Origin of the sequence: Streptococcus mitis, assembly GCF_009496285.1 — a bacterium.
Classification (GTDB): domain Bacteria; phylum Bacillota; class Bacilli; order Lactobacillales; family Streptococcaceae; genus Streptococcus; species Streptococcus mitis_BP.
Genome location: NZ_WIJK01000020.1, coordinates 1 through 22,916 on the forward strand (window position 1 = coordinate 1; position 22,916 = coordinate 22,916).

At 34.4% G+C, this 22,916-nt stretch carries 24 protein-coding genes, 1 tRNA gene, 1 pseudogene and 1 riboswitch; of the genes and pseudogenes, 22 read left to right on the forward strand and 4 right to left on the reverse strand.

All coding sequences use genetic code 11. The features are described 5' to 3' along the window. From GEZ89_RS07050 to GEZ89_RS07100, 11 genes and pseudogenes are all read left to right on the forward strand, one after another. On the forward strand, nucleotides 1–1,064 hold a 1,064-nt coding region (locus GEZ89_RS07050), incomplete at its 5' end, for an Eco57I restriction-modification methylase domain-containing protein (RefSeq protein ID WP_153225498.1). A gap of 14 nt (nucleotides 1,065–1,078) precedes the next feature. Then, entirely contained in the window at nucleotides 1,079–3,364 is a 2,286-nt protein-coding gene (locus GEZ89_RS07055; protein WP_153225499.1) for an ATP-binding protein, read from the forward strand. Between the two features lie 15 nt (nucleotides 3,365–3,379). Then, nucleotides 3,380–3,997, forward strand: coding sequence for a chemotaxis protein (locus tag GEZ89_RS07060; protein ID WP_153225500.1), 618 nt, complete (start codon nucleotides 3,380–3,382; stop codon nucleotides 3,995–3,997). A gap of 5 nt (nucleotides 3,998–4,002) precedes the next feature. After that, nucleotides 4,003–4,584: an HNH endonuclease gene (locus tag GEZ89_RS07065; protein ID WP_153225501.1), complete on the forward strand. Its 582-nt coding sequence runs from the start codon at nucleotides 4,003–4,005 to the stop codon at nucleotides 4,582–4,584. Nucleotides 4,585–5,049: 465 nt separating this feature from the next. After that, nucleotides 5,050–5,581: pseudogene (locus tag GEZ89_RS07070) on the forward strand (GNAT family N-acetyltransferase). Between the two features lie 360 nt (nucleotides 5,582–5,941). Further along, nucleotides 5,942–6,541, forward strand: a complete 600-nt coding sequence (locus GEZ89_RS07075; RefSeq protein WP_153225502.1) for a hypothetical protein — start codon at nucleotides 5,942–5,944, stop codon at nucleotides 6,539–6,541. 194 nt (nucleotides 6,542–6,735) lie between these two features. Continuing rightward, a complete protein-coding gene (locus GEZ89_RS07080; protein WP_153225503.1) occupies nucleotides 6,736–7,590 on the forward strand; it encodes an ADP-ribosylglycohydrolase family protein in 855 nt (284 codons plus the stop codon). A gap of 67 nt (nucleotides 7,591–7,657) precedes the next feature. Beyond that, the gene (locus tag GEZ89_RS07085; RefSeq protein WP_153225504.1) at nucleotides 7,658–8,224 is read left to right on the forward strand and encodes a hypothetical protein; all 567 of its coding nucleotides are present in this window, start codon (nucleotides 7,658–7,660) and stop codon (nucleotides 8,222–8,224) included. 115 nt (nucleotides 8,225–8,339) lie between these two features. Beyond that, the gene (locus GEZ89_RS07090; protein WP_153225505.1) at nucleotides 8,340–10,130 is read left to right on the forward strand and encodes a DUF262 domain-containing protein; all 1,791 of its coding nucleotides are present in this window, start codon (nucleotides 8,340–8,342) and stop codon (nucleotides 10,128–10,130) included. Nucleotides 10,131–10,202: 72 nt separating this feature from the next. Further along, nucleotides 10,203–10,619 carry a hypothetical protein gene (locus tag GEZ89_RS07095; protein WP_228113877.1) on the forward strand — a complete coding sequence of 139 codons (417 nt, stop codon included), beginning with the start codon at nucleotides 10,203–10,205 and terminating at the stop codon, nucleotides 10,617–10,619. 2 nt (nucleotides 10,620–10,621) lie between these two features. Next, on the forward strand, nucleotides 10,622–11,002 hold the full coding sequence (locus GEZ89_RS07100; RefSeq protein WP_153225506.1) for a hypothetical protein: 381 nt from the start codon (nucleotides 10,622–10,624) through the stop codon (nucleotides 11,000–11,002). 143 nt (nucleotides 11,003–11,145) lie between these two features. On the opposite strand, the gene GEZ89_RS07105 is transcribed toward GEZ89_RS07100, so the two are convergent. The 3 genes from GEZ89_RS07105 to GEZ89_RS07115 form a co-directional block, all read right to left on the reverse strand. After that, nucleotides 11,146–11,217: transfer RNA gene (locus tag GEZ89_RS07105), tRNA-Arg, on the reverse strand. 107 nt (nucleotides 11,218–11,324) lie between these two features. Continuing rightward, the gene (gene mscL / locus GEZ89_RS07110) at nucleotides 11,325–11,705 is read right to left on the reverse strand and encodes a large conductance mechanosensitive channel protein MscL (protein WP_045763279.1); all 381 of its coding nucleotides are present in this window, start codon (nucleotides 11,703–11,705) and stop codon (nucleotides 11,325–11,327) included. 72 nt (nucleotides 11,706–11,777) lie between these two features. Continuing rightward, a complete protein-coding gene (locus tag GEZ89_RS07115; protein WP_153225507.1) occupies nucleotides 11,778–12,212 on the reverse strand; it encodes a GtrA family protein in 435 nt (144 codons plus the stop codon). Nucleotides 12,213–12,240: 28 nt separating this feature from the next. After that, nucleotides 12,241–12,338: riboswitch (PreQ1 riboswitch) on the forward strand. Here GEZ89_RS07115 and GEZ89_RS07120 point away from each other — a divergent pair. From GEZ89_RS07120 to GEZ89_RS07165, 10 genes are all read left to right on the forward strand, one after another. Then, complete coding sequence (locus GEZ89_RS07120; protein WP_153225508.1) at nucleotides 12,336–12,845, forward strand: QueT transporter family protein; 510 nt, start codon at nucleotides 12,336–12,338, stop codon at nucleotides 12,843–12,845. It overlaps the preceding riboswitch by 3 nt. 117 nt (nucleotides 12,846–12,962) lie before the next feature. Beyond that, nucleotides 12,963–13,379: a hypothetical protein gene (locus tag GEZ89_RS07125; RefSeq protein WP_153225509.1), complete on the forward strand. Its 417-nt coding sequence runs from the start codon at nucleotides 12,963–12,965 to the stop codon at nucleotides 13,377–13,379. A 66-nt stretch (nucleotides 13,380–13,445) separates the two neighbouring features. Next, nucleotides 13,446–14,075 (forward strand): hypothetical protein, encoded by a 630-nt coding sequence (locus GEZ89_RS07130; protein ID WP_153225510.1) that lies wholly within the window; start codon nucleotides 13,446–13,448, stop codon nucleotides 14,073–14,075. 158 nt (nucleotides 14,076–14,233) lie between these two features. Further along, entirely contained in the window at nucleotides 14,234–15,031 is a 798-nt protein-coding gene (locus tag GEZ89_RS07135; RefSeq protein ID WP_153225511.1) for a formate/nitrite transporter family protein, read from the forward strand. A 340-nt stretch (nucleotides 15,032–15,371) separates the two neighbouring features. Further along, nucleotides 15,372–16,169, forward strand: coding sequence for a formate/nitrite transporter family protein (locus GEZ89_RS07140; protein ID WP_153225512.1), 798 nt, complete (start codon nucleotides 15,372–15,374; stop codon nucleotides 16,167–16,169). 80 nt (nucleotides 16,170–16,249) lie between these two features. Then, nucleotides 16,250–17,524: a DUF2130 domain-containing protein gene (locus GEZ89_RS07145; RefSeq protein WP_153225513.1), complete on the forward strand. Its 1,275-nt coding sequence runs from the start codon at nucleotides 16,250–16,252 to the stop codon at nucleotides 17,522–17,524. Nucleotides 17,525–17,534: 10 nt separating this feature from the next. Next, nucleotides 17,535–18,413: a tRNA pseudouridine(55) synthase TruB gene (gene truB, locus GEZ89_RS07150; RefSeq protein WP_153225514.1), complete on the forward strand. Its 879-nt coding sequence runs from the start codon at nucleotides 17,535–17,537 to the stop codon at nucleotides 18,411–18,413. Between the two features lie 176 nt (nucleotides 18,414–18,589). Beyond that, the gene (gene rocS / locus GEZ89_RS07155) at nucleotides 18,590–19,081 is read left to right on the forward strand and encodes a chromosome segregation protein RocS (protein WP_000021254.1); all 492 of its coding nucleotides are present in this window, start codon (nucleotides 18,590–18,592) and stop codon (nucleotides 19,079–19,081) included. Nucleotides 19,082–19,151: 70 nt separating this feature from the next. Then, nucleotides 19,152–19,742, forward strand: coding sequence for a 3'-5' exonuclease (locus GEZ89_RS07160; RefSeq protein ID WP_153225515.1), 591 nt, complete (start codon nucleotides 19,152–19,154; stop codon nucleotides 19,740–19,742). 8 nt (nucleotides 19,743–19,750) lie between these two features. Further along, nucleotides 19,751–21,514 carry a glycerophosphoryl diester phosphodiesterase membrane domain-containing protein gene (locus GEZ89_RS07165; RefSeq protein WP_153225516.1) on the forward strand — a complete coding sequence of 588 codons (1,764 nt, stop codon included), beginning with the start codon at nucleotides 19,751–19,753 and terminating at the stop codon, nucleotides 21,512–21,514. Nucleotides 21,515–21,554: 40 nt separating this feature from the next. On the opposite strand, the gene GEZ89_RS07170 is transcribed toward GEZ89_RS07165, so the two are convergent. Then, nucleotides 21,555–21,854, reverse strand: a complete 300-nt coding sequence (locus GEZ89_RS07170; protein ID WP_153225517.1) for a YbaB/EbfC family nucleoid-associated protein — start codon at nucleotides 21,852–21,854, stop codon at nucleotides 21,555–21,557. A 185-nt stretch (nucleotides 21,855–22,039) separates the two neighbouring features. Here GEZ89_RS07170 and efeO point away from each other — a divergent pair, with 185 nt between their 5' ends. Then, nucleotides 22,040–22,912, forward strand: a complete 873-nt coding sequence (gene efeO / locus GEZ89_RS07175; protein ID WP_153225518.1) for an iron uptake system protein EfeO — start codon at nucleotides 22,040–22,042, stop codon at nucleotides 22,910–22,912. The last annotated feature ends 4 nt before the right edge of the window (nucleotides 22,913–22,916 follow it).

Here is a 22,916-nt window from a genome sequence, read left to right on the forward strand (position 1 = left end):
ATTTTATTATAGGAAACCCTCCGTATATAACATATTCAGATTTAAATAAAACTACAAGATCTTTCATTAAAAAGAATTTTATAGTGTGTTCAGATGGGAAACCAGATTATTATTATGCTTTTATTGAAATGTCTATAAAGCTATTAGCTGATGATGGTAAATTAGCTTATCTGATACCTAACAACATTTTTAAAAATAGATTTGCAGATAGATTACGTATCTTTATGTTACCTCATTTGTCAGTAATAATTGATTATACAACAGAAAAACTCTTTGAAAATAAATTAATTTCTTCTGCTATTATTATTTGTAATGGCACACAGAACAATAACGATATTCAATATGTAAATAAGGTAAAAAACCGAGAAATAACATTGCATAAAAATAGTTTAACAAATAAGTGGATTTTTAGAAAAAAAGAAGTAGTTAAAAAAAAGGCAAAAAGAAAATTTGGTGATGATTTTAATGCAATGTGTTCGATTGCTACGTTATTAAATGAAGTATTTATAATAAAAAAATATGAAGAATATAATGAACATATATTGGTTAATGGGTATAAAATTGAAAAATCGGTATTAAGAGAAGCCGTTAGTCCAAGATCATTGCAGTATGCCCGAAAAGAATTTTTGATTTTTCCATACTCATATGGAGAAAATAATAGTATATTGCGCTTTGAAGAATCAGAGTTTATACAACAATTTCCAGGAGTGTACAACTATTTAAAATCCTTTAGTGAAAGATTAAATAAGCGTGATAAAGATAAAAATGCACAATGGTTCGAGTTTGGAAGATCACAAGCATTAAGCCATCTTAATCAAGAAAAATTATTGTTATCTACTTTGATAACAGAAAAAGTTAAAATACATCACATTACTAAAAATCAAGTACCTTATTCAGGGATATGTATATATCAAAAAGGAGATTTGTCATTAGAAATTGCAGAAAAGATTTTGAAAAGTGATGAATTTTTAAATTATGTTTATGATATAGGGATTAATGCTAGTGGAACAACAATGAGGATTACAGCAAGAGATGTTATGAATTTTGAATATACTTTGGATTAGGAAGAGAAATTACCATGGAGAAGATATCATTCAATGTAGATGCTTATACAGCTCGTTTAATAGGACGGGAAAATGTATCAAAATTAAACGGTGCTATAATTGAATTAGTTAAAAACACATATGATGCGGATGCTACGATTTGTGTCTTATATTATGAAAAAACAACTAATTCGCTATATATCGCAGACAATGGTTGTGGTATGACAAAGGATGTCATTATAAAACACTGGATGACTATTGGAAGATCGACAAAAAAGGATAGATTTATTAGCAAATCAGGTCGAATACAAACTGGAGCAAAAGGAATTGGAAGGTTTGCTTTAGATAGGATATCTGATACATGTGAAATGTTTACTGTTTCTGTGGAAGGAAAGTTAATTTGGAAGGTTGATTGGGAGGATTTTTCAAAGAGTGATAATATTACAGATGTAACAGCAGATTTGTATGAACCAACTGTATCAATAGATGGGTTTCTTGATGAAGTTATTAATTACGAAGTGAAAAATATAATATTAAATAATTTAAAAAACACGGGAACTATTTTTAAGTTAACTTCTTTAAGAGACTCATGGAATGATAATGTTATAAAAAAAATCAAGGACGATTTAATAACATTAATACCATATGAAATGAAAAGTGAATTTCAAGTATATTTCTTTGATGAACAAAACTCAAGTGAAGATGCTGATGTATTAGATGTTGAGAATGCTTTTTCTTATGATTATAAAATTAAATTTAATGTTCTGAAAGATGGAAAAACTTATATTGAGATACATAGAAATGAATTTGACTTTGGTGATAGATTTGATGAAATAATTACACAAGCTGAATTTACTTCAGAAGATGAACAGTATTTTAAAGGCAAATATATTTGTATAGAAACAAACTTTGCACATATGCTACCAAAACGTGGGGAGCAGTTTAAAAATACAATAGGTGAATTTTCCGGAGTTTTGTATTTTGAAAAAGTGACTTCTTCAAAAACAGATGCTGAAAAATATTTCTATAAATTGTCGAATAATCGTAATAATAAGAGGGATATTTTTGGGGGAATAAAAATATATAGAGATAGTTTTAGAGTGAGACCTTATGGAGAACCCAAAACATCTGATTATGACTGGCTGTTATTAGCTGGTAGAAAAAACAAATCTCCTGCTGCACCTTCACATCAAACAGGTGCGTGGAGGGTTAATACTGATCAAATAATTGGATCAATTTTTATTTCTCGCATGAATATTACATTACCAGACCAATCTAATAGAGAAGGTATTGTAGAAACAAAGGAATTTGTATTATTAAAAGAATTTTTAATTAATGTGATTCAGGAATTTGAAAAAGATAGGCAATATGTCTTTCGTAAGTTAGATGCTCGCTATGATAAAATAATGGAAGCTGCAAGGATACAAGCTGAAATTAATAAGAAAGCAGAAGAAGCAAAGGCTGCTAGAGAAGATAAGAAATTTTTAGATGATAGCAGTGAACTCAATCAAAAATCAGAATCTGCTAAAAGTTTTATAGATCCAGAAGAAGCTAAAACCGTTTTAGATCATAAAGATACAGTTATTAAAAACTTAGAAGATGAGAATAGATTGCTAAGAACATTAGCTACAACTGGTATAGTTACTAACACTTATGTCCACGAAATTAAAGATATAACTCATAAGCTAAGCAGAAAGATTGTTATGGCTAAAGAAGCTTTGGAATTAGATAGAAACTTACAAGATGGGTTAAAATATGTAAATGAAGCTAATGTAATGAGAGATTCATTAAATTCATGGTTCAAGGTAACAATAGGTTCTGTAACACGTGATAAAAGAACTATGAAAAAAACAGATTTAATCTTTCTGATATCACAAACGGTAAAGTCATGGGAAGAAACACTTAAAAACGTTTCAATAGTTTTAGAATTTCAAGGTTCAGAAATACAATTAAAATGTTTTCCTTATGATATTGAAAGCATTTTTAGTAATCTGATTGCTAATAGTGTAAGTTCTTTTGAATCCTGTTTTTCAGATAATAAGAGTATAAAAATCGTAGTATCTGACTTAGAACAAGAAATTATTATCAAATACAGCGATTCTGGACGAGGGTTATCTCGTGCCTATAAAGATAATCCAAGAAAAATATTAGAACCTATGGAAAGTGATAGAAGAAATGAAATGGGAGAAACTATTGGCACTGGTATGGGTATGTGGATTATAAATAGAACGGTTGCTGACTATAATGGAAGTATAGATTTATCCGATAATATGAAATATACTTCTGGATTCTATGCCACTATAAAATTAATAAAGAAATAGAAGTGGAGGACTGACATGTATAGAATAGGATTTATTGATGATGATCGAGATTCATATGAGGATTATCAAGTACGTTTAGCAAGAAAAAATATTGAATTACTATATCCAGACGGCATTACTGAAATGCCAGAAATAATAGAATGGCTTTTATCTAACGGTATTAAATGTTTTATTATAGATTATAAACTTAATAATAAATTTAAGTTTTTGGGGACGGAATTAATTACTTATATAAATTTGAAAGTCCCTGATTTACCATGCTTAATATTAACTAATTACCCTGAAGAATCAATAAATGAAAATTTAGTAATTATAAATTTGATTGAAGATAGAAATGTTTTAGCTGCAAATGATATAGAAGAGTTTGTAAGAAAGATCAAACAGGCTGTTGATGTTTTTGAAACTAGGTTACATAAATATCATATCGACTATGAGAATCTTCTCAAAGCAAAGAAAAATGGTTCTATATCAGCAATAGAAGAAGAACAGTTTATAGATTTATATAAATTATTACGTGCATATGGTGAAGTAGATGACTTGCCAATTCATCTTTTAAGTAGCGAGGTTAATCAGAAAATTGATGAAATACTTGGAAGAGTAAATGTTTTGGTAGAGGAAATCGAAAACAGGTAAAAGTTATGCGAATACATGGAGAAAATGAAATTAGTAGAAGTATTGATGTGAATCAAGAAAATGACTATAAAAAATATGTTCCTCATTTGAGAGAAGACTTTAAACATATATGCGGTTATTGTGGAAAACCTGAAGAGGTTACAACAAAAGGTTTTGAACCAGATCATTTCGTTCCTGACAGAATAGATTCAAGTAGAAAACTTGATTATTCCAATTTAGTATATTCTTGTTTCACATGCAATAGAAAAAAACTCGGCAAATGGCCAACGGAAAATAAAGATAAACCCAATGATGGAGAGGTTGGCTTTGTAGATCCTGTATTAAAAGAATATGATACTCATTTAGGCAGAGATAAAGAAGGTAGTATTGAATTCTATACAAATATTGGTAAATACATGTATAAAAATGCATTTAGGTTTGATATACGGCCGATGAAGGAAATATGGAAAATTAGTCAATTGATTAATGCAAAGAAAAATTTACTTGAAATTAAGGATAAGCTCACATCAGAGGAATTGATGAAATATTTAGAATTAGATAAGGCTATAGAGGAGTTGAAGAAAATATTATTCGAAAAAAAAGAGTAATCAGATATTATTGCGGTTTTGACTAGATATTAAATCTATAAAATGATGTATCATGATATAAATTTATATAAAAACAAATGCTGATATATATAGTTCATATACGATATTCTGAAGCGGTAAGTTTATTAGAGAAGTGTAACTAATCCTCAAAAGTTCACTGAACCTTTTGAGTCCGTCCATGCGACAAATTGAGACAGAAGGTCGAGAAGGTTCCCTGGGGAATAGCTGTCGTAGAGTAAGGAGTTTACGACGAAGTCATACGAAAACAGCAAACCTCTGAGTGCGTATGCTTGCTGGTAAAAAAGTATAGTTAATTGAAATAAGATATGAACAAAGAGGTTAGGAAAGTCAAAACAATGTCTAATAAATGTTTTAGAATCCAAGGCGTACTACTCTAAGTTCACTACACTATAAAAACTTTCATCTGAAGTGATTTAATAAACAGTTGGAATTTAAGGAGAAAAAATGATTTTAGAAACGGAAAGAATGATTCTTCGCCCATGGGAAGAAAGAGATGCCACTGATTTATTTCAATATGCCAGTGATCCCGAGGTGGATCCGATTGCAGGTTGGCCTATACATATTAGCGTTGAAAATAGCAGGGAGATTATAAAAAGTTATTTTTCCGCGCCTGAGACATACGCTATTGTTTTAAAAGAAAGTGGGGAGCATAGGATTGATGATTGGCTCTGCAAATGATAAAGGCATTCCTGATACTGAGGCTGAGATTGGCTACTGGATTGGAGTTCCGTATTGGGGTAAGGGTCTGATACCAGAAGCAGTTCGTGAGATAATGAGACATGGATTTGATGACTTGAATCTGGAGAAATTGTGGTGCGGTTATTTTGACGGCAATACAAAGTCAAAGAGAGTTCAGGAAAAATGTGGGTTCCGTTATCATCATACAAAAGAGAACGTTCCATGTGCTTTGGAAGGTGTTCTTCGCACAGAACATATAACCTGTCTATCAAAGTCAGAGTGGATTTCATTTAAGTAAGGCATAGCTGTCGTAGAGCGATGCATAAACGACGAAATGATACGGTAAGTCCGAACTGCTGAGAGTGTTTCTCTGCTCTTAAAAGTGAACGAAAGGAATAATGAATAGCGTGAAGGTAGCTTCTCTAATCGAATAGAGGATAAGAATCAGAGTAATAGTTCAAGTTGGGCTTCTGGATACTATAGTCTGACATGATATCAATCTATTTCAGAAGCTGGACAAATTGTAATAACTTTCCTTGAAGGAATTGAGATAGATTTATAAGAGACTGCGACTGTGAAGTTGCAGTCTTTTTAGGGGTTTAATGGTATAATGAAATTATAAATGTGAATATTGTTTAAATTCTCTGGAGGACGCATAATGTTGAATTTAGTAAAAGGTCATCGAGTTAGCTTGGTAGAAAACCTGTTTGAGTCATTTACAAAGTTAACTGAACATCATTTGATGGCGAATGTACACGCAGAAAAAATATTAGAGGTTTTTCAACACTTTATTGCGATTCATGACGAGCCCTTATTTTTTATTTTGGAATTGCCTGTCAGTATTGATAGAGAAAAAGTAATAGCAAAGAATATTATCAAGGAATCCCATAAGGATGTTTATTATATTGATGGTTGTTCAAGAGAGGAATGCCTAGCACTGTTGATTAGATACGGTGATTTGCTTGTTAATGATGGACTAAGTAAGTTTGGATTTGGTGGGCATAAAAGTCATGATGAGATCATGCTTGATAGCTATAATGTTGTGACAATTTATAGTAAAGAACTATCGAAATTTAATGACTTTTTTGAACCTCATAATATTCAATTTGTAGAAGAACTAGTGACAGCTTGGAAAACTTTTTCTAAGACGTTACCAGGAATCTCTGAAATCTATGAAAGTAATGGAAAAACTGTTTATGACTTGCCTGAAGAATTAGCTGAATGGGGAATATATTTAGCTGAAACTCGAACAGAATAGGCATATCTATAGGATTAGAAAGAGAATATTTCAATTCCTCTAATACCCCAAATTTAACTTTAATGAATTTATAGGAGTAAAAGCTAGATGCAAACACACGTTGAGGTGGTATCACTCTTTGTACGATCTAAAAAAAAGTAGAGTAGATTTTTAGTATATTTATAGATGTGACATTGGACATTAGGAGGAATCTTATGCTTGGAGCAATTGTTGGAGACATTGTAGGTTCTGTTTATGAATGGGACAATATTAAAACGAAAGATTTTCCATTATTTCGTGATGATTGTTTTTTCACAGACGATACGGTTATGACCTGTGCTGTTGCAGAAGCCATTATGAATGGCGGTCAGAAGGATAACTTTATTGACGCCATGAAGAAATATGGTAGGATGTATCCCGATGCAGGTTACGGTGCGAGATTTAGTAATTGGGTTGATGGCGACGATCGTGAACCATATAATAGCTTTGGCAATGGCTCAGCCATGCGTGTTTCTCCTTGTGCTTGGGTCATGGATTGTAGTTTCTGTGCCAGAACAGGAGCCTGGCCGTCCAGAAGAGCTCTTGCACGACTTTCTGCAGAGGTGACTCATAATCATCCAGATGGTGTCAAAGGAGCTATGGCGACGTCTGATGCTATCTTTATGTGTCGCTATTACTTTGGAGGCTATAGTGGCGACTATGAGCAACCAATCAACGATAATCCTACAGAATGTAAGAGACTTATCAAGGAGCACATAGAGGAAGAGTATGGCTATGACCTATCGAAAACTCTGGATGAAATTCGCCCTCATTATCGATTTAATGAGACTTGCCAGAATACGGTCCCTCAGGCAATCATTGCCTTTCTAGAAAGTACAGACTTCGAAGATGCGATTCGAAATGCGATTTCCCTTGGTGGGGACAGCGATACTCTGGCTGCAATAACAGGCAGTATAGCAGAAGCGGCTTATGGAATTCCTGATTGGATTAAGGAAAAGGCTTGTTCCTACCTAGATGAGCCTTTAAAAGATGTGCTCAGACGATGGGAGAAAGAAGTTTCAATATCATAATGGAGACTAGCCAGTCAGTATCCTGTGGTGAAAAAATAATGTACGGACAGTTTAGAAAGGATTATCAATGCTTATATTAGAATTGTACCAAAATGATTTTTCTAAAGATTTAGTCGTGTTTGACTCTTTAGAAGATGGACGAGCTTTTGTAGCTCAAATTCCTGGATATACTTTAGAAACAGAAGATGGGTTTGAGGTGGAGTATGTGAACCCAAAACACTTGCCGGATTATATGGAAATTGTCTATAAGGGAAATATTGTGCCCTTTTCTAAGTTTATGTTCAACTCTGAGGAAAATGTGGACATTATTTGGAAAGAAATTTCAAATCTGTCCGTTAGAAACGATACAGTGATCCAAGGATTTTCAAAAATCGATGCCTATATCGTTAATAACGATGAAGTGAAAGCCTATGTAGAAGTTAGAGAAGCAAATTATCACAAGGCAAAGGACTTTTTAGATCACAACGGATATGAAGTCGATAGAAGCTTTTTCGGAAGTGAAGACGGTGAAGCGATTGTCTACAGAAAAAGAGGCGCCGAAGATTGGCACTTTTTGTGTCACCTTGATCCTTCTTTTTTAGAGATTGAAGATGTAGAAAGATATGTGAAAGAAGCCATGGAAGATATGCAATAGTTACTAAAAGTTCGTTTTGAATGTGTAGGATTGCTAGTTAAAGCGATTTGATATAGTTTTCAAAATAATCAATAAAAAATGTAGTATTTTAGCAAATATAATATGGAGGTTTAAGATGCCAACTACAATAGAAGTTAATAAGCAGAGTGTTGAAGCACTACTTGGTAGTGGAAGAACAAAACCATTTGTTATTCCAGAATATCAGCGTCCTTATGCTTGGACCGATGAACAGGTTGAAACACTGTTTGAAGATTTATGGGAATTTACCGTCAGTAATGGGGGTACTGAACGCGAAGGTTCGTATTTTCTTGGAAGCATCGTTTCGTATGAAAATGATAATGGTGAACAGGAAATTATTGATGGTCAGCAACGTATTACCTCTCTGTTTTTATTGTTAAGAGCGATTTACACAAAGCTATTTAATTCTCCATTATCAGAACGAACTCCAGAAGCAAACAATTTTATTGGTAAGATTGAACCTTCAATCTGGCGAACTAATAAACTGACTGGAACAGTTGATTATAAGACTACTCTTCTAACATCACGTGTTGTTAATAATGAAGGTAATGAAATTCTTCGTAAAATTCTCGAAACTGGAAGAGCAAATAAAGATTCTAAAGATAATTATTCTAGAAATTATATTCATTTTCAGGAGTTACTTGATAAACATTCAAGTGAGAATCCCTTAATGATTTATCAGTTCATTTATTCCCTATTAAATCAAGCTATTCTTTTACCAATAACTGCCGATACCCAAGATACAGCATTGACTATTTTCTCTACTTTAAATGACAGAGGTTTACCGCTATCTGATGCTGATATATTTAAAGCTAAGATTTATAACCATCTTGAGGGAAAAGATAAGGAAACATTTATTGAACGCTGGAAAGAGCTTGATGAACAAGCTACAGCAGCTAACGAAAGTATCCAACAATTATTTTATTACTATATGTTCTATCTTAGGGCTTTGGAAAAAGATACTAAAAGTACTACACCTGGTGTCAGAAAATACTATTCGAGTAACAAATTTGAACGCCTTTATCAATCTGAATTATTAGATAATTTATTCGTAATGATCGAATTATGGAAAGTAATTAATAAAGGTGAAGTGCTGGAAGATGAGAGTTGGTCATCAAATATAAAGATAAAACAAACATTAGATACACTTACTTCATATCCTAATGAGTTCTGGAAATATCCGGTGATTATATATTATATTTGTTATCGTAAGGATAAAAACTTTGAGGATAAATTTGCAAGATTCTTAAATAAATTACTCGCTGAACTAATGACAAAATACATTCTTATTCCAACTATCAATGCTGTTAAGGGTGATATTTTGAAATTAAATTCAGCAATTGTTGTATCAGATATTCCTAAATTTGATTTCAAAGAACTAGACCAAGCTCAACTTGAAGCAGGAATCCAAAATCCTCACCGTAATGTGGTGAGAATGTTGCTTAAAACACTTGCTTATAAACATCAGGATTCATTATTACCAAGTAAATGGGAAATCGAGCATATCTTCCCTCAAAAATGGCAAACTAACTATTTTATCGATGAATCAGATCATAAAATCCGAGAGAAAATCGAGCATATAGGCAATAAATTACCATTTGAAAAGAAGTTAAATATTATAGCAGGAAATGGTTACTTTGCTAAAAAGAAAAAAGAATATGCAGCTTCTAAGATCGAAATCACAAAATTTATGGGACTTTCTGAAATTCAAGAGTGGAATTTAGAATCAATTTCGAAAAGAGATATCAGGATTTCAGATTCTATTATTGCAATTCTTAAAAAATGGAACAAAGAGTATTCGGTTATTACAAAAGAAATTGTTTCCAATAAACCTTCAGATGAGGATTTAGCTCGTATTGCTGAATTTAAGGAAAAAGGATGGATTTAACGGTAAATCAATAACAAGTAGGTGTGCGTTTTTCAAACTACTTTAGATTTTTATAGAGAGAAAGCGTATGAGATGATTGAAAATAGTGGAGGGAGAGATTTAATGCTAGAGTGGAAATCTAATATTCCAGAAGATGAATATGAAGCTAGTGCAGCTTTTAGTGAAAATAGTCATTACGAGATTTCTACGATAACTTTAAAGGGAAAGAAACACATGATTAGATTGAAATTTCCCTTCTGTCATTTTTACCAAATCACAGATAGAGACTTATTTGATACTCTTCATCAGATTCCTAGTTCGTCAGATCTTGAATCGCCTATTTGTAAGCTAGAGACTAGTAGCCTAATTACAGAAGTGATTCATAGGGCGGGTGGAGTTTTTGCTGAAGAAGACTTGGTTCATTTTCGTATTTGTGCAAAGAATCTAGTTTTTGACTTAGTTCTCTATAAAAATCAAGAGAGTGATATAAGGATAGAAGAGGTTGGTTAAAAATGAAGTGGGTTCATATTGGTGAGGAAATAGAGTATGATTGGTATGAATTACGGTATCAACTTTCTCAAGAAAATCATCTGCAAATTTTTCTTGAGAGCTTAAAGAATCAAAAGTTAAAATACTGTATTGATTTTGGTAAGATTCTTTTCTGCAGATCTATTGATGAGGGGTGGAACCTGAATTTACTAGAAGAAGATTTACTCAGCGGACCAGAAATTCCCTATTTATCAGATGGGATTTTACTTGAAATGAAAGACACTCACCTTAAAAACAGAGTTCAAAAGTTTTATCCTGACCCCATCTATCACTACCAAGTACAGGGAATTAATTTTGGGATAGACGTCCTTACAGAGGCTTTTCCGATTATCAAAAAGATCTAGACTGAAACCAAGGTAAAAGCAAACCTTTTTCAACAATAAAATTGGCTCCATAATATCTTTAGGGAATTTATCCACTAGAAATATTATGGAGCCTGAATCCTTACAGCTTTATCTACAGATTTTGGTAAGTTCTTTATAAAATATCCACCCTGAGGGAATCGAACCCCCATCTCAAGAACCGGAATCTTACGTGATATCCATTACACTAAGGGTGGAAACTTTAATTATTATATCAAAAAAGAGAGCTGAACTCAAGTTTTTTCTAAGCTCAGCAAAGGAGAATAAAAAAAGGATTCAGTATTGAACCGAATCCTCTATATGATTATTTTTTCTCAAGAAGAGCTTTGATTTCTTGAAGAACTTCCAATTCAGTTGGACCAGCAGGTGCCTCTTCAGCGACTTCTTCTTTTTTACGAAGATTTTGAGCTTTTTCCATTGCTTTAATCACAAAGAATAGAACTGTACCAACTACAAGGAAGTTGATAACAGCGCTCAAGAAGTTACCGTAAGCAACCCCATTCCATGAAAGTTCAGCAATACGTTCGATTTTCGCAGCTTTCAAGGCAGGGTTCAATAGAAGTGGAGTGATGATATCATTAACAAATGAAGTAACGATAGCACCAAAAGCAGAAGCGATGATCACACCGACAGCAAGGTCTACAACATTACCACGGAGCAAAAATTCTTTAAGATCTTTTAACATTTTCATAATTTCCTTTCGAAATTTTACAATCTAAATTATAACTTAATCATCTGTTGAATGCAAGAAATATGCCTAGTGTTTTTTAAAAACAAAAACTTTACTGAAGATGTAATTGAGGACTATGATAGTAACTTGTGCAAAAATAGTCTCAATTGTATTGATAGTATTGAGATTATCACCTACAAACTGACCGATAATATGGGGGAAGCTCGTCACAAAAATAAAGGTCAGCAGCAGGTCTAAGAGGAAGGTTATGAATCTTGCGGTCGTAAATTTTATCAGACGCTTGAACCAATTTTTTCGTTTCTGTTTAAAAACAATGGTATCGTTGGTGAAAAAAGCAAACAAAATTCCAGTTATATTTCCCAGAGCAGTCGCCCATAATTCTTGTTGGCAAAAGTAAAAAATAGTGATACGAACAATGATAGAAACAAGGGTAGTTGCAACTCCAAAAAATAAGTAGGAGAGGATTTCATTGTCGAAAAATTTTTTTATGTATCTTTTCATAAAAACAGTATAGCATAAAGGACATAAATGTGCTATACTTGTAAGGTTGGCTTGCTCAACCCTTGGTGCTTAGCTTCTTTCACCAAGCATATTTTACGCGGGTTAATCGCTAAAGGAGAAAACATGAAAAAACTAACTATCCGTGATATGGCAGATATTGCCATTGTCGTAGCTATTTATGTGGTTTTGACAATCACACCACCCCTTAATGCCATCAGTTACGGTGCTTATCAGTTCCGTATTTCTGAAATGATGAACTTCCTAGCCTTTTACAATCCTAAGTATATCATCGGTGTTACTCTTGGATGTATGATTGCTAATTTCTTCAGTTTTGGAATTATTGATGTCGCTGTTGGAGGCGGTTCTACACTGGTATTCCTTAGCCTGGGAGTATGGTTGTTCAGCAAATACAGCAAAGACTATCTTTTTAATGGATTGATTCGAAAAGATCATTTCTTCTTTTCAATTCTATTTTCAATTTCAATGATTACCATTGCTGCTGAATTGAATATCGTAGCAGAAGCACCTTTCTTCTTAACTTGGTTTACAACTGCTATCGGAGAATTCGCTTCCTTGATTGTTGGTGCTATTCTTATTGGAAAAATCGGTAAACGTCTTGATTTGACTCGATAATGAAATCACATCAAGTATTCATGAAAAGGTCTGAACTTTGTTCAGTCTTTTTCTTTGTCTATAAACCTAGAAGCACAACAAAAGTGGTATAATAAAGAAAAAAGGAATTATTTTAATATGTATAGTTATCGTATTTCAGATTTTGAAATCCTTTGGGAAAATCAGGTCATTAGATTTTTGTTAATTTTTTTAGCACTATTTTATTTCTATCTTTTTTTCCAAAGAGTTAAGACATCCTTAAAAAGTGGTGGGAGTATGTTGGATCCTTTTCATATTGCAAAGGGAAGATTATACATTCACACGATTATTCTTTTTAGAAAAAGGATTGTTCCTCTAGCTGAAATTAGACAGATTGATATTGATTACATTCGAGGGAGAAGAATGAATGGGGACAGGTATCATCTGTATTTTACAAGGAAAGATGGAAAATCTTTTACTTTTCATTTTGGGAAAAGCAAAAGAAACGAGGAGTTAGTGAAAAATCTTGCCAATGTGGCCAAGAAGTGCCATATTAAAATCTATTATTATTATTAAGAGTCGATTGCTAAAATTGAATTGTTGTCACTTGTGACAGTTGTCAAAGCTAGGAGAGTAGCTAATATGAATCAACTACAAGTAATAAGAGAAGATAAACAACTAAGAATTTTATTGATGCAAGAATGCGATATTCTCTTTTATGACCAGTTGAAAGAGGTTGAATTTTCTCAGAACAATGAAGTTTATTCTCTTTCGCCCATAGCCTTTGCTAAAGACGGTAGTGGGGGAGAATATGTAATTCTTGAGGATGAGAGTATCGGCTTTATAGGGAGTGAAGGCCAAGTTGGGAGAGTGGCAGAAAGCCTTGATGACCTGCTTACCTTCTTACTTCATGCTGGTTCTATCTCAGACTTTTCCTGTCGTTTGCTCTATCAAAACAAGCATTTGTTGGAAAAATTCAGTCAGGGATTTATCGACAAAGCACGAGAAAATTATCAGTCAAAAGGTGAAGATTGGGATAAAGTGAGAACTGGACTTGCACAAGAGTTGGGACTTGAATTTGATCCAGAAAAACTGCAAGAGTTAGCCTTAAAATTTTATCAATCAGCCATAAGAACCCCGCTTTTCACTTGTAAATATGGTCATAGTGAGAATGAATATCTCTGCGATTCTGTTTTGTCAGATATTGTGGGCTTGTGGGTTTCAGAGCTTGTTGGAATGACTAGGGAAGAAATTATGAACTTTGGCAACTAATAACTAGATGGTAATGATTTTTTGCTGTAGCTTGGGTAAGGATTTCTAAAAAAGATGATGGAAAAATAAGGTCTGAAATTAATTAAAAATAGAAAAAACTTTATTTCCTTAAGGTTTTTTATGTTATAATAGTAACAGAAAAATTTTTAGGAGTTTATATGAGTTCTTCAGAATTTATTTCAAAGATTGATTATTATTGTCATAAGAAAGAAAGTCTATTTGACAAAAGTAAGTTCAAATATGCCATTCGTTCCATGTTAGCAGGTGCTTTTTTAACCTTTAGTACAGCCGCTGGGGCTATCGGTGCTGATCTACTAAATAGCATCGTTCCTAGTGCTGGCTATTTTCTTTTTCCCTTTGTGTTTGCTTGGGGACTGGTTTACATTGTATTTTTAAATGCTGAATTGGTCACATCAAACATGATGTACCTGACAGCTGGAACATTCTTGAAGAAGATTGATTGGAAGAAAGCCTTTATTATCTTAGTCTATTGTGCCTTTTTCAACTTAGTTGGAGCTATCTTAGCAGGTTGGTGCTTTGCTAATTCATCTGCATTTTCACATCTAACACACGACAGTTATCTAGCAAAGATTGTTGCTAAGAAGTTAGCACGACCTAGTGATTTGGTATTGTTGGAGGGGATTTTGGCAAATATGTTCGTAAATATTGCCATTCTATCATCTGTTTTGGTTAAAGATAGCAGTGCTAAGCTATGGATTATCTTATCAGCTATTTCTATGTTTGTTTTCTTATCTAACGAGCATATTGCAGCCAACTTTTCGTCTTTTAGTATTATTAAATTCAGCATTGTTTCTGACCAAATTGCTAACTTTGATATTCCAAATATCCTACGCCATTGGGGAGTTACCTTTATCGCTAACTTGATTGGTGGAGGATTCCTGATAGGCTTACCATACGCTTTTTTAAATAAAAACGAAGAAACTTACGTTGATTAGACCTGAGTATTTTATATTGGTGTAATAGAAGAAGAGAGAATCATTGCGATTCTCTTTTTGTTTAGAATTAACTGCAGTCATTACTGGCTGATAACTTTAATCTAATCTTTATTTCAGAAATTTATTATTGCTCCAATCGGTAAAATATATTAAATAATTTAGTATAGAAAATATAAACCTAACTAAAATAATAATTATAAATTAATAAAATAAATGTATAGAATAAGGATGGAAAGGATTTCTAAAATTAGTAAAAATATAAAGTTTAGTCTTAAGAAAGCCTTCCCATAATTTCGATTTTATGTTATAATATTCACAAATAAAAGTTTTAGGAGTTTATATGGTTTCTTCAGAATTTATCTCAAAAATTGAATTTGCTTGTAAGAAAAAGGAAAGTCTTTACAGTCAAAGTAAATTCAAGTATGCTATCCGTTCAATGTTTGCTGGTGCATTCTTAACATTTAGTACAGCAGCTGGTGCAGTTGGAGCTGACTTGATTAATAAGATTGCTCCTGGTAGTGGACGTTTCCTCTTCCCATTTGTTTTCGCTTGGGGATTGGCTTACATTGTCTTCTTGAATGCTGAGTTAGTAACATCTAACATGATGTTCTTGACAGCTGGTAGCTTTTTGAAAAAAATTAGCTGGAGAAAAACAGCTGAAATTCTTCTATACTGTACTTTCTTCAACATAATCGGTGCTCTTATAGCAGGTTGGGGATTCGCCCATTCAGCAGCTTATGCAAACCTTACCCATGATAGCTTTATTTCTGGAGTTGTGGAAATGAAGTTGGGCCGTTCAAATGAACTTATCTTGCTTGAAGCTATCTTGGCTAATGTCTTTGTAAATATCGCGATTCTTTCATTCGTTTTAGTTAAGGATGGTGGGGCAAAACTTTGGTTGGTTCTTTCAGCCATTTACATGTTTGTATTCTTAACAAACGAGCACATCGCCGCAAACTTTGCATCATTTGCTATCGTGAAATTCAGTGTTGCTGCTGATTCAATCGCAAACTTCGGTATTGGAAATATTCTTCGTCACTGGGGTGTAACCTTCATCGGTAACTTTATCGGTGGTGGTCTACTCATGGGATTACCTTACGCCTTCTTAAATAAAAACGAAGATACATATGTAGATTAAAAGTTGGATTCATTCCAACTTTTTCTTTTTGTTTATCCATGCTATAATGAAAGTAGAGTAGATAAATTTAGAGGAATAACATGAACGAGATTAAATGTCCAAATTGTGGCGAAGTATTTACAGTCAATGAAAGTCAATATGCAGAACTGCTTTCTCAAGTTCGCACTGCAGAGTTTGATAAGGAATTGCATGAACGCATGAAGCAAGAGCTGACATTGGTGGAACAAAAAGCCTTAAATGAACAACAGGCAAAACTGGCTCAAAAAGATCAAGAAATTGCCCAGCTTCAAAGTCAAATTAACAACTTTGATACCGAAAAAGAATTGGCTAAGAAAGAAGTGGAGCAAAGTGCAAGTCAAAGCTTGCTAGAGAAGGAAAAAGAAGTCCAAGCTCTCGAAAATCAATTGGCTACCTTGCGCTTGGAACATGAAAATCAACTACAAAAAACACTATCTGATTTAGAGAAAGAACGTGATCAGGTCAAAAACCAGCTCCTTTTACAAGAAAAAGAAAATGAGTTGTCTCTAGCCTCTGTAAAACAAAATTATGAAGCCCAGCTAAAGGCAGCCAGTGAGCAGGTTGAATTCTACAAGAATTTCAAGGCACAACAATCAACCAAGGCAATCGGTGAAAGTTTGGAACACTATGCTGAGAGTGAGTTCAACAAGGTTCGTAGCTTTGCCTTTCCAAATTCCTACTTTGAGAAGGACAACAAGGTTTCAGCACGTGGTTCTAAGGGCGATTTTATCTTCCGTGATTTTGATGAAAATGGACTAGAATTCATTTCCATTATGTTTGAGATGAAAAATGAAGCAGACGGGACAGAGAAGAAGCACAAGAATGCAGATTTTTACAAGGAATTGGACAAGGATCGCCGTGAGAAAAACTGTGAGTATGCAGTTTTGGTAAGTATGCTTGAAGCAGAAAACGACTACTTTAATACAGGGATTGTTGACGTCAGCCACGAGTATGAGAAGATGTATGTCATTCGTCCCCAGTTCTTTATTCAACTAATTGGACTCTTGCGCAATGCTGCCCTTAATTCCCTTAAATATAAGCAGGAGCTGGCTTTTATCAGGGAACAAAATATAGATATCACTCGTTTTGAGGAAGATTTGGACGCCTTCAAGGTCGCCTTTGCAAAGAATTATAACTCAGCTTCTGTCAACTTTGGCAAGGCAATTGACGAAATCGACAAGGCCATTAAGCGTATGGAAGAGGTCAAGAAATTCCTGACAACATCAGAAAACCAACTCCGACTAGCTAACAATAAGCTGGATGATGTTTCTGTCAAAAAATTAACCCGCAAAAATCCAACCATGAAAGCCAAGTTTGAAGCATTGAAGGGGGAGTAGAAAGCAACACATGAACGGTATTATCAACTTAAGAAAAGAAGCAGGCATGACCTCTCATGATGCGGTTTTTAAATTGCGTAAGATTTTGGGAACCAAGAAGATTGGTCATGGTGGGACGCTAGATCCTGATGTGGTGGGTGTTTTGCCGATTGCCGTCGGTAAGGCGACTCGTATGGTCGAGTTTATGCAGGACGAGGGTAAAGTCTATGAAGGAGAAATAACTCTTGGATATTCTACAACAACTGAAGACGCTAGTGGTGAAGTTGTTGCAGAGACACCAGTATTGTCTCCCTTAGATGAAAAGATTGTTAATCAAGCGATTGCCAGTCTGACAGGTCCGATCACTCAGATTCCACCTATGTACTCGGCTGTCAAGGTCAATGGTCGCAAACTCTATGAGTATGCGCGTGCTGGTCAAGAAGTGGAGCGTCCAGAACGTCAGGTGACGATTTATAGTTTCGAAAGAACCAGTCCCATTTCCTATGAGGAGGATCTTGCTCGATTTAGTTTTCGTGTAAAATGTAGCAAAGGGACTTATATCCGTACCTTGTCAGTTGACTTGGGAGAAAAACTTGGCTATGCAGCTCATATGTCTCATTTAACACGAACAAGTGCAGCTGGATTACAGTTGGACGATGCTTTGACCTTGGAAGAAATTTCCGAAAAAGTTGAGGCTGGACAACTAGATTTTCTACATCCGATTGAGATTGGGACAGGTGACTTAGTTAAGGTTTATTTGACACCAGAGCAGGCTGAAGAAGTGCGTTTTGGTCGCTTTATTGAATTGGAACAAACTGAGAAGGAATTGGCTGGTTTTGAAGGTGATAAGTTATTAGCCATTTTAGAGAAACGGGATACTCTTTATAAACCAAGAAAGGTTTTCAATTGATTAGAGCTGGTGGAAAAATTGCAAACTGATGTTTAGTTTAAAAAAGCTGATAGACAGTCTAGTTTAGAAGAGAAATTGTTTTGAAAAAGGGTTGAAAACACGGTGATATTTGACAGTTTTGCTTGCTTATGATAATATTTAAATAAAGAAAAGCTAGAAAACTTTCAGAGGATATTATGAGTATTGAGATGACTGTTAGTGAGATTGCTGAGGTCTTGGGCTTGTCCCGCCAAGCAATCAATAACCGTGTCAAGGAATTACCTGAAGAAGATACGACTAAAAATGATAAAGGAGTCACTGTGGTAACTCGTAGTGGCTTGATTAAGCTTGAAGAAATCTACAAAAAAACCATTTTTGAAGATGAACCTGTTAGTGATGATGTGAAGCAACGTGAGTTAATGGAGATTCTTGTTGATGAAAAGAACGCTGAAATCATCCGTCTTTATGAGCAATTAAAAGCCAAAGACAAACAGTTAGCTGAAAAAGACGAACAGATGCGTGTCAAAGACCGTCAAATCGCAGAAAAAGATAAGCAATTGGATCAACAACAACAGTTAACCCTACAAGCCATGAAGGACCAAGAAAACCTTCAGTTGGAGTTGGATCAGGCTAAGCAAGAAGTACAAGCAACGAAGAAAGGCTTCTTTGCTCGCTTATTTGGAGGATAAGAAAAAACTGCTTGGTTTCTAGGTATAACCAAGTAGTTTCTTTTTACACATACAGTAAGGGATGGATAAAATGGAAAAATTAAGAGATTACATTTCATTTGATTTGGAATTTAATGAACACCAAGATAAAACTCACTTGATTCAGGTATCTGCGGTCCGTTTTAAAGATGGTGAAGAAATTGGAGCTTTTGACTCTTATGTTCATACAGATGTACCATTGAAAAGTTTTATCAATGGTTTAACGGGTATCACTTCTGAAACCTTGAAGGATGCTCCGAAGGTGGAAGATGTTCTCAAAAATTTTCAAGCCTTTATTGGTCAATTACCTATCGTTGGCTATAATGCAGCTAAGAGTGATTTGCCGATTCTATTGGAACATGGTTTGGATTATAGTAGCCAATATCAAGTGGACCTCTATGATGAAGCTTTTAAGCGACGTAGTTCGGATCTTCACGGGATTGCAAATCTCAAGTTACAAACTGTTGCAAATTTTCTAGGATTTAAGGGACAATCTCATAACAGTTTAGAGGATGCTCGTATGACTGCGCGTGTTTATGAAGCTTTTTTAGAATCTGATGAAAGTAAAATCTTACTGGACGTCAAGAGTAGTCTTAACTCTAATCCTTTTGGTGGTTTAGATTTATCACAGCTGTTTGATTAGGAGGTTTTATGAGACCTGAAAAGCCTAAAAAATTGGGTTTTAAAAAGATTTACCTCAATCTTGATAAAATCCTCTTTCTATTTTTTCTAATCTTTATGTTGGTCGACTATATTTGGTTACCTTTGAATTCATTGATAGCGGGTTTTTTGCTAAGTCAGACGGGCTATTTGTTTATTTCTTACAATAACATTTTTGCCATCATCAAAAATGCTCCTATAGTCAGTATTGGCTTCTTAATCTTAATCATTCTTAACCTTTTAGTTGCTTATTTTCAACTCAGTCTTCTCTTTATAGGGGCGCGTCATCTTCTCTATCATGAGAAAAGAACACTGATAGAATACGGTCGTAAGGTCTTTCGTGAGAGTCTTGTCTTTATGAAAGGTCTGACAATTACAAAAGCCTTATTTATCTTCTTCTATGTTGCCATGCTTTTTCCTTTTATCAGGAAGATTTTAAAGATTTATTATTTTAATAAAATCGTAATCCCAGAGTTTATTCAGACCTACATGGAAGATAAATACTGGATGTGGTGGCTAGGTATTATCATCTTGTCAATCCTCTTCCTCTACGTTTCTGTTAAGTTGGTATTTGTTCTTCCAAAAATCTTTTATGATAAGATGACAGTCAAGGAAGCTGTGCTCTATAGTCTTGAAAAAACTAGAAATCAATTCTGGTTTTACGCTTGGCATCTCTTTCTCATTGTTGTCAAAACAAATCTTTTCTTTTACTTGCTTCTAGTCCCACTATTAGTTGGGCAGTTTTTAGTGGATGGTCTCACACAAAGAGAATCCTTGATTCTTGCTATTTCAAACTATATTTTAATAAAAAATATCCACTATATGGCCCTGACTTACTTCTTGGTTAAGTTCACCTCATTTTTAACGGGTGAGGAATTGGATATTATACCGAGACGAAAGAAAGACCATCTCATGAGATGGGGTGTTATGGGGTGTGCGAGTGTCATCTTTGCTATTGAAGGCTATGTCTATTTAGAAGCACCTGTTGCAAATCCTCCGCGTGTGATATCCCACCGAGGTGTTTCCAATGCTAATGGCGTGCAAAATACTGTAGAATCCCTAGAAAAGACAGCTCAATTAAAACCAGACCTTGTTGAAATGGATGTTCAGGAAACCAAAGATGGTCAGTTTGTTATGATGCATGATGCTAACCTAAAAAGTTTAGCGGGATTAAATGTAACACCGCAAGACTTAACTTTAGATGAGTTGAAGCAATTAGATATTTATGAAAATGGTTATCAGACTAAAATATCCAGCTTTGATGATTATCTAAATCGTGCCAACCAACTAAATCAAAAACTACTCATTGAGATTAAAACCAGTAAAAATGATAGTGCTCAAATGATGGATCATTTTCTAGAACGTTATGGGGCGAAAATCAAAGTTTATGGTCATCAGATGCAATCACTAGATTACCATGTTATTGAAAAGGTAACCCAGTATGATAAGGAGATTCCAGTCTACTTTATCCTGCCTTACAATTCCGTTTTCCCAAGAACAAATGCAAGTGGCTATACTATGGAGTATTCTACCTTGGACGAATACTTCGTGACTAAGCTCTGGAATACAGAGCAGAAGCTCTATGTATGGACGATTAACGGTTCGGAATCCTTTAACAAGTCGCTTCATCTAGGAGTAGATGGTATGATTACGGATAATTTGGAAATGGTACAAGAAGAACTTGAAACTGCCCAGGAAGACCCAGAATACGCCGATTTACTTCTAAAGAAGGCAACAGAATTCTTTACTTTTTAGATAAGACAAAAGAGGCTGAATTCAGCCTCTTTTTATGCTATTAGAATGGTAATTTTCCTGCAAAAGCACCGAGTTTCTTTTTGGTTGTCTCATCGATTTGTTCAAGAGCTGCATTCACTGCCTGAACAGTCATGTCAGAAAGAGTTTCGATGTCTTCAGGATCTACAACTGCAGGATTGAAATTAATTTTTGTGACCTTCTTATCTCCAGTCAATGTCGCCGTTACAAGGTTTTGAGCAGAAGTGCCAACAAATTCTGTAGCAGCAAGTTCAGCCTGACTTTGCTCCATTTGTTTTTGAAGTTTTTGAGCTTGACGCATCATGTTTTGCATATTCATCATGGTGGTATATAGCTTCCTTTTCTTTTATTTTCCCTATTATTTTAACAATTTTAACTAGAAAAGTCTATTCTAATTTTAAAAGGAGCAAACATTAAATTTTCTGACAATTTATTGAATGATTAGAAAATCTATGTTATAATGAATTTAAAACAAATGGGCTTCCCATGATTTAATAGGAGTATCTAATGAAAAAACTTGGTTTTATCCTTTTATCTTCGGCATTGTTGTTATCTGCTTGTGCAGTTCGTTTTGAACAATCGCCAACTACAAGTGATTCATCTCAGGTCGCAAAATTATCAGAAGATAACCAAAAATTATTGGATAAGGCAACTAGTGACTACAAAACATTTGTAGAAGAACAGATTGATAAACTTTTAACAGATACAGAAGATTTTGTTAAACTCTTGAAGGATGGTAAGTTAGAGGAAGCTAAAAAGGCATACCCTTTAATCCGTATGTCCTATGAACGTTCAGAGCCCATTGCAGAGAGCTTCGGTGAATCTGATGTGAAGATTGATTTTCGATTAGCAGACTATCTAGATGAAAATAAGACTGAAGAAGGTTGGTCTGGTTTCCACCGTATCGAGCGCATTCTTTGGGAGGAAAACACAACCAAAGGAACTGAGTCTTATGGTGACCAACTGGTAAATGACATCAAGGAATTGAAGGCTAAGATTGCTACTGTAGATGTTGATTACAAGATTATGCTAACTGGTGCTGTTGACCTTCTAAATGAAGTAGCGACAAGTAAGATTACTGGTGAAGAGGAGATTTATTCTCATACAGATTTGTATGATTTCCGTGCCAATATCCAAGGTGCTGAGAAGATTTTCCAACTCTTTAAACCCTTGCTTGAAAAATCAGATGCAGCCTTGGTTAAGGAGTTAGAGGAAGATTTCAAATCTGTCAATAGTTTGTTAGACAAACACATGACGGACAAGGAACACTATAAGCTCTATACAGACTTAACGAAAGAAGACACTAAAGAATTGTCTGAAGCAGTGACAAAACTTGGTGAACCATTATCACAAATGGGTAAATTTCTTGGTGGAGAATAAGTAA

Bases quoted from the DNA above. Each gene is read 5' to 3' on its own strand.
- mscL (WP_045763279.1), bottom strand. From the start codon at position 11,705: ATGTTAAAAGATCTTAAAGAATTTTTGCTCCGTGGTAATGTTGTAGAC.
- rocS (WP_000021254.1), top strand. From the start codon at position 18,590: ATGAGTATTGAGATGACTGTTAGTGAGATTGCTGAGGTCTTGGGCTTG.
- GEZ89_RS07130 (WP_153225510.1), top strand. From the start codon at position 13,446: ATGAATCAACTACAAGTAATAAGAGAAGATAAACAACTAAGAATTTTA.
- truB (WP_153225514.1), top strand. From the start codon at position 17,535: ATGAACGGTATTATCAACTTAAGAAAAGAAGCAGGCATGACCTCTCAT.
- GEZ89_RS07125 (WP_153225509.1), top strand. From the start codon at position 12,963: ATGTATAGTTATCGTATTTCAGATTTTGAAATCCTTTGGGAAAATCAG.
- GEZ89_RS07160 (WP_153225515.1), top strand. From the start codon at position 19,152: ATGGAAAAATTAAGAGATTACATTTCATTTGATTTGGAATTTAATGAA.
- GEZ89_RS07095 (WP_228113877.1), top strand. From the start codon at position 10,203: ATGATTGAAAATAGTGGAGGGAGAGATTTAATGCTAGAGTGGAAATCT.
- GEZ89_RS07075 (WP_153225502.1), top strand. From the start codon at position 5,942: ATGTTGAATTTAGTAAAAGGTCATCGAGTTAGCTTGGTAGAAAACCTG.
- GEZ89_RS07100 (WP_153225506.1), top strand. From the start codon at position 10,622: ATGAAGTGGGTTCATATTGGTGAGGAAATAGAGTATGATTGGTATGAA.
- GEZ89_RS07065 (WP_153225501.1), top strand. From the start codon at position 4,003: ATGCGAATACATGGAGAAAATGAAATTAGTAGAAGTATTGATGTGAAT.
- GEZ89_RS07115 (WP_153225507.1), bottom strand. From the start codon at position 12,212: ATGAAAAGATACATAAAAAAATTTTTCGACAATGAAATCCTCTCCTAC.
- GEZ89_RS07060 (WP_153225500.1), top strand. From the start codon at position 3,380: ATGTATAGAATAGGATTTATTGATGATGATCGAGATTCATATGAGGAT.
- GEZ89_RS07135 (WP_153225511.1), top strand. From the start codon at position 14,234: ATGAGTTCTTCAGAATTTATTTCAAAGATTGATTATTATTGTCATAAG.
- GEZ89_RS07120 (WP_153225508.1), top strand. From the start codon at position 12,336: ATGAAAAAACTAACTATCCGTGATATGGCAGATATTGCCATTGTCGTA.
- GEZ89_RS07145 (WP_153225513.1), top strand. From the start codon at position 16,250: ATGAACGAGATTAAATGTCCAAATTGTGGCGAAGTATTTACAGTCAAT.
- efeO (WP_153225518.1), top strand. From the start codon at position 22,040: ATGAAAAAACTTGGTTTTATCCTTTTATCTTCGGCATTGTTGTTATCT.
- GEZ89_RS07140 (WP_153225512.1), top strand. From the start codon at position 15,372: ATGGTTTCTTCAGAATTTATCTCAAAAATTGAATTTGCTTGTAAGAAA.
- GEZ89_RS07055 (WP_153225499.1), top strand. From the start codon at position 1,079: ATGGAGAAGATATCATTCAATGTAGATGCTTATACAGCTCGTTTAATA.
- GEZ89_RS07090 (WP_153225505.1), top strand. From the start codon at position 8,340: ATGCCAACTACAATAGAAGTTAATAAGCAGAGTGTTGAAGCACTACTT.
- GEZ89_RS07170 (WP_153225517.1), bottom strand. From the start codon at position 21,854: ATGATGAATATGCAAAACATGATGCGTCAAGCTCAAAAACTTCAAAAA.
- GEZ89_RS07165 (WP_153225516.1), top strand. From the start codon at position 19,751: ATGAGACCTGAAAAGCCTAAAAAATTGGGTTTTAAAAAGATTTACCTC.
- GEZ89_RS07080 (WP_153225503.1), top strand. From the start codon at position 6,736: ATGCTTGGAGCAATTGTTGGAGACATTGTAGGTTCTGTTTATGAATGG.
- GEZ89_RS07085 (WP_153225504.1), top strand. From the start codon at position 7,658: ATGCTTATATTAGAATTGTACCAAAATGATTTTTCTAAAGATTTAGTC.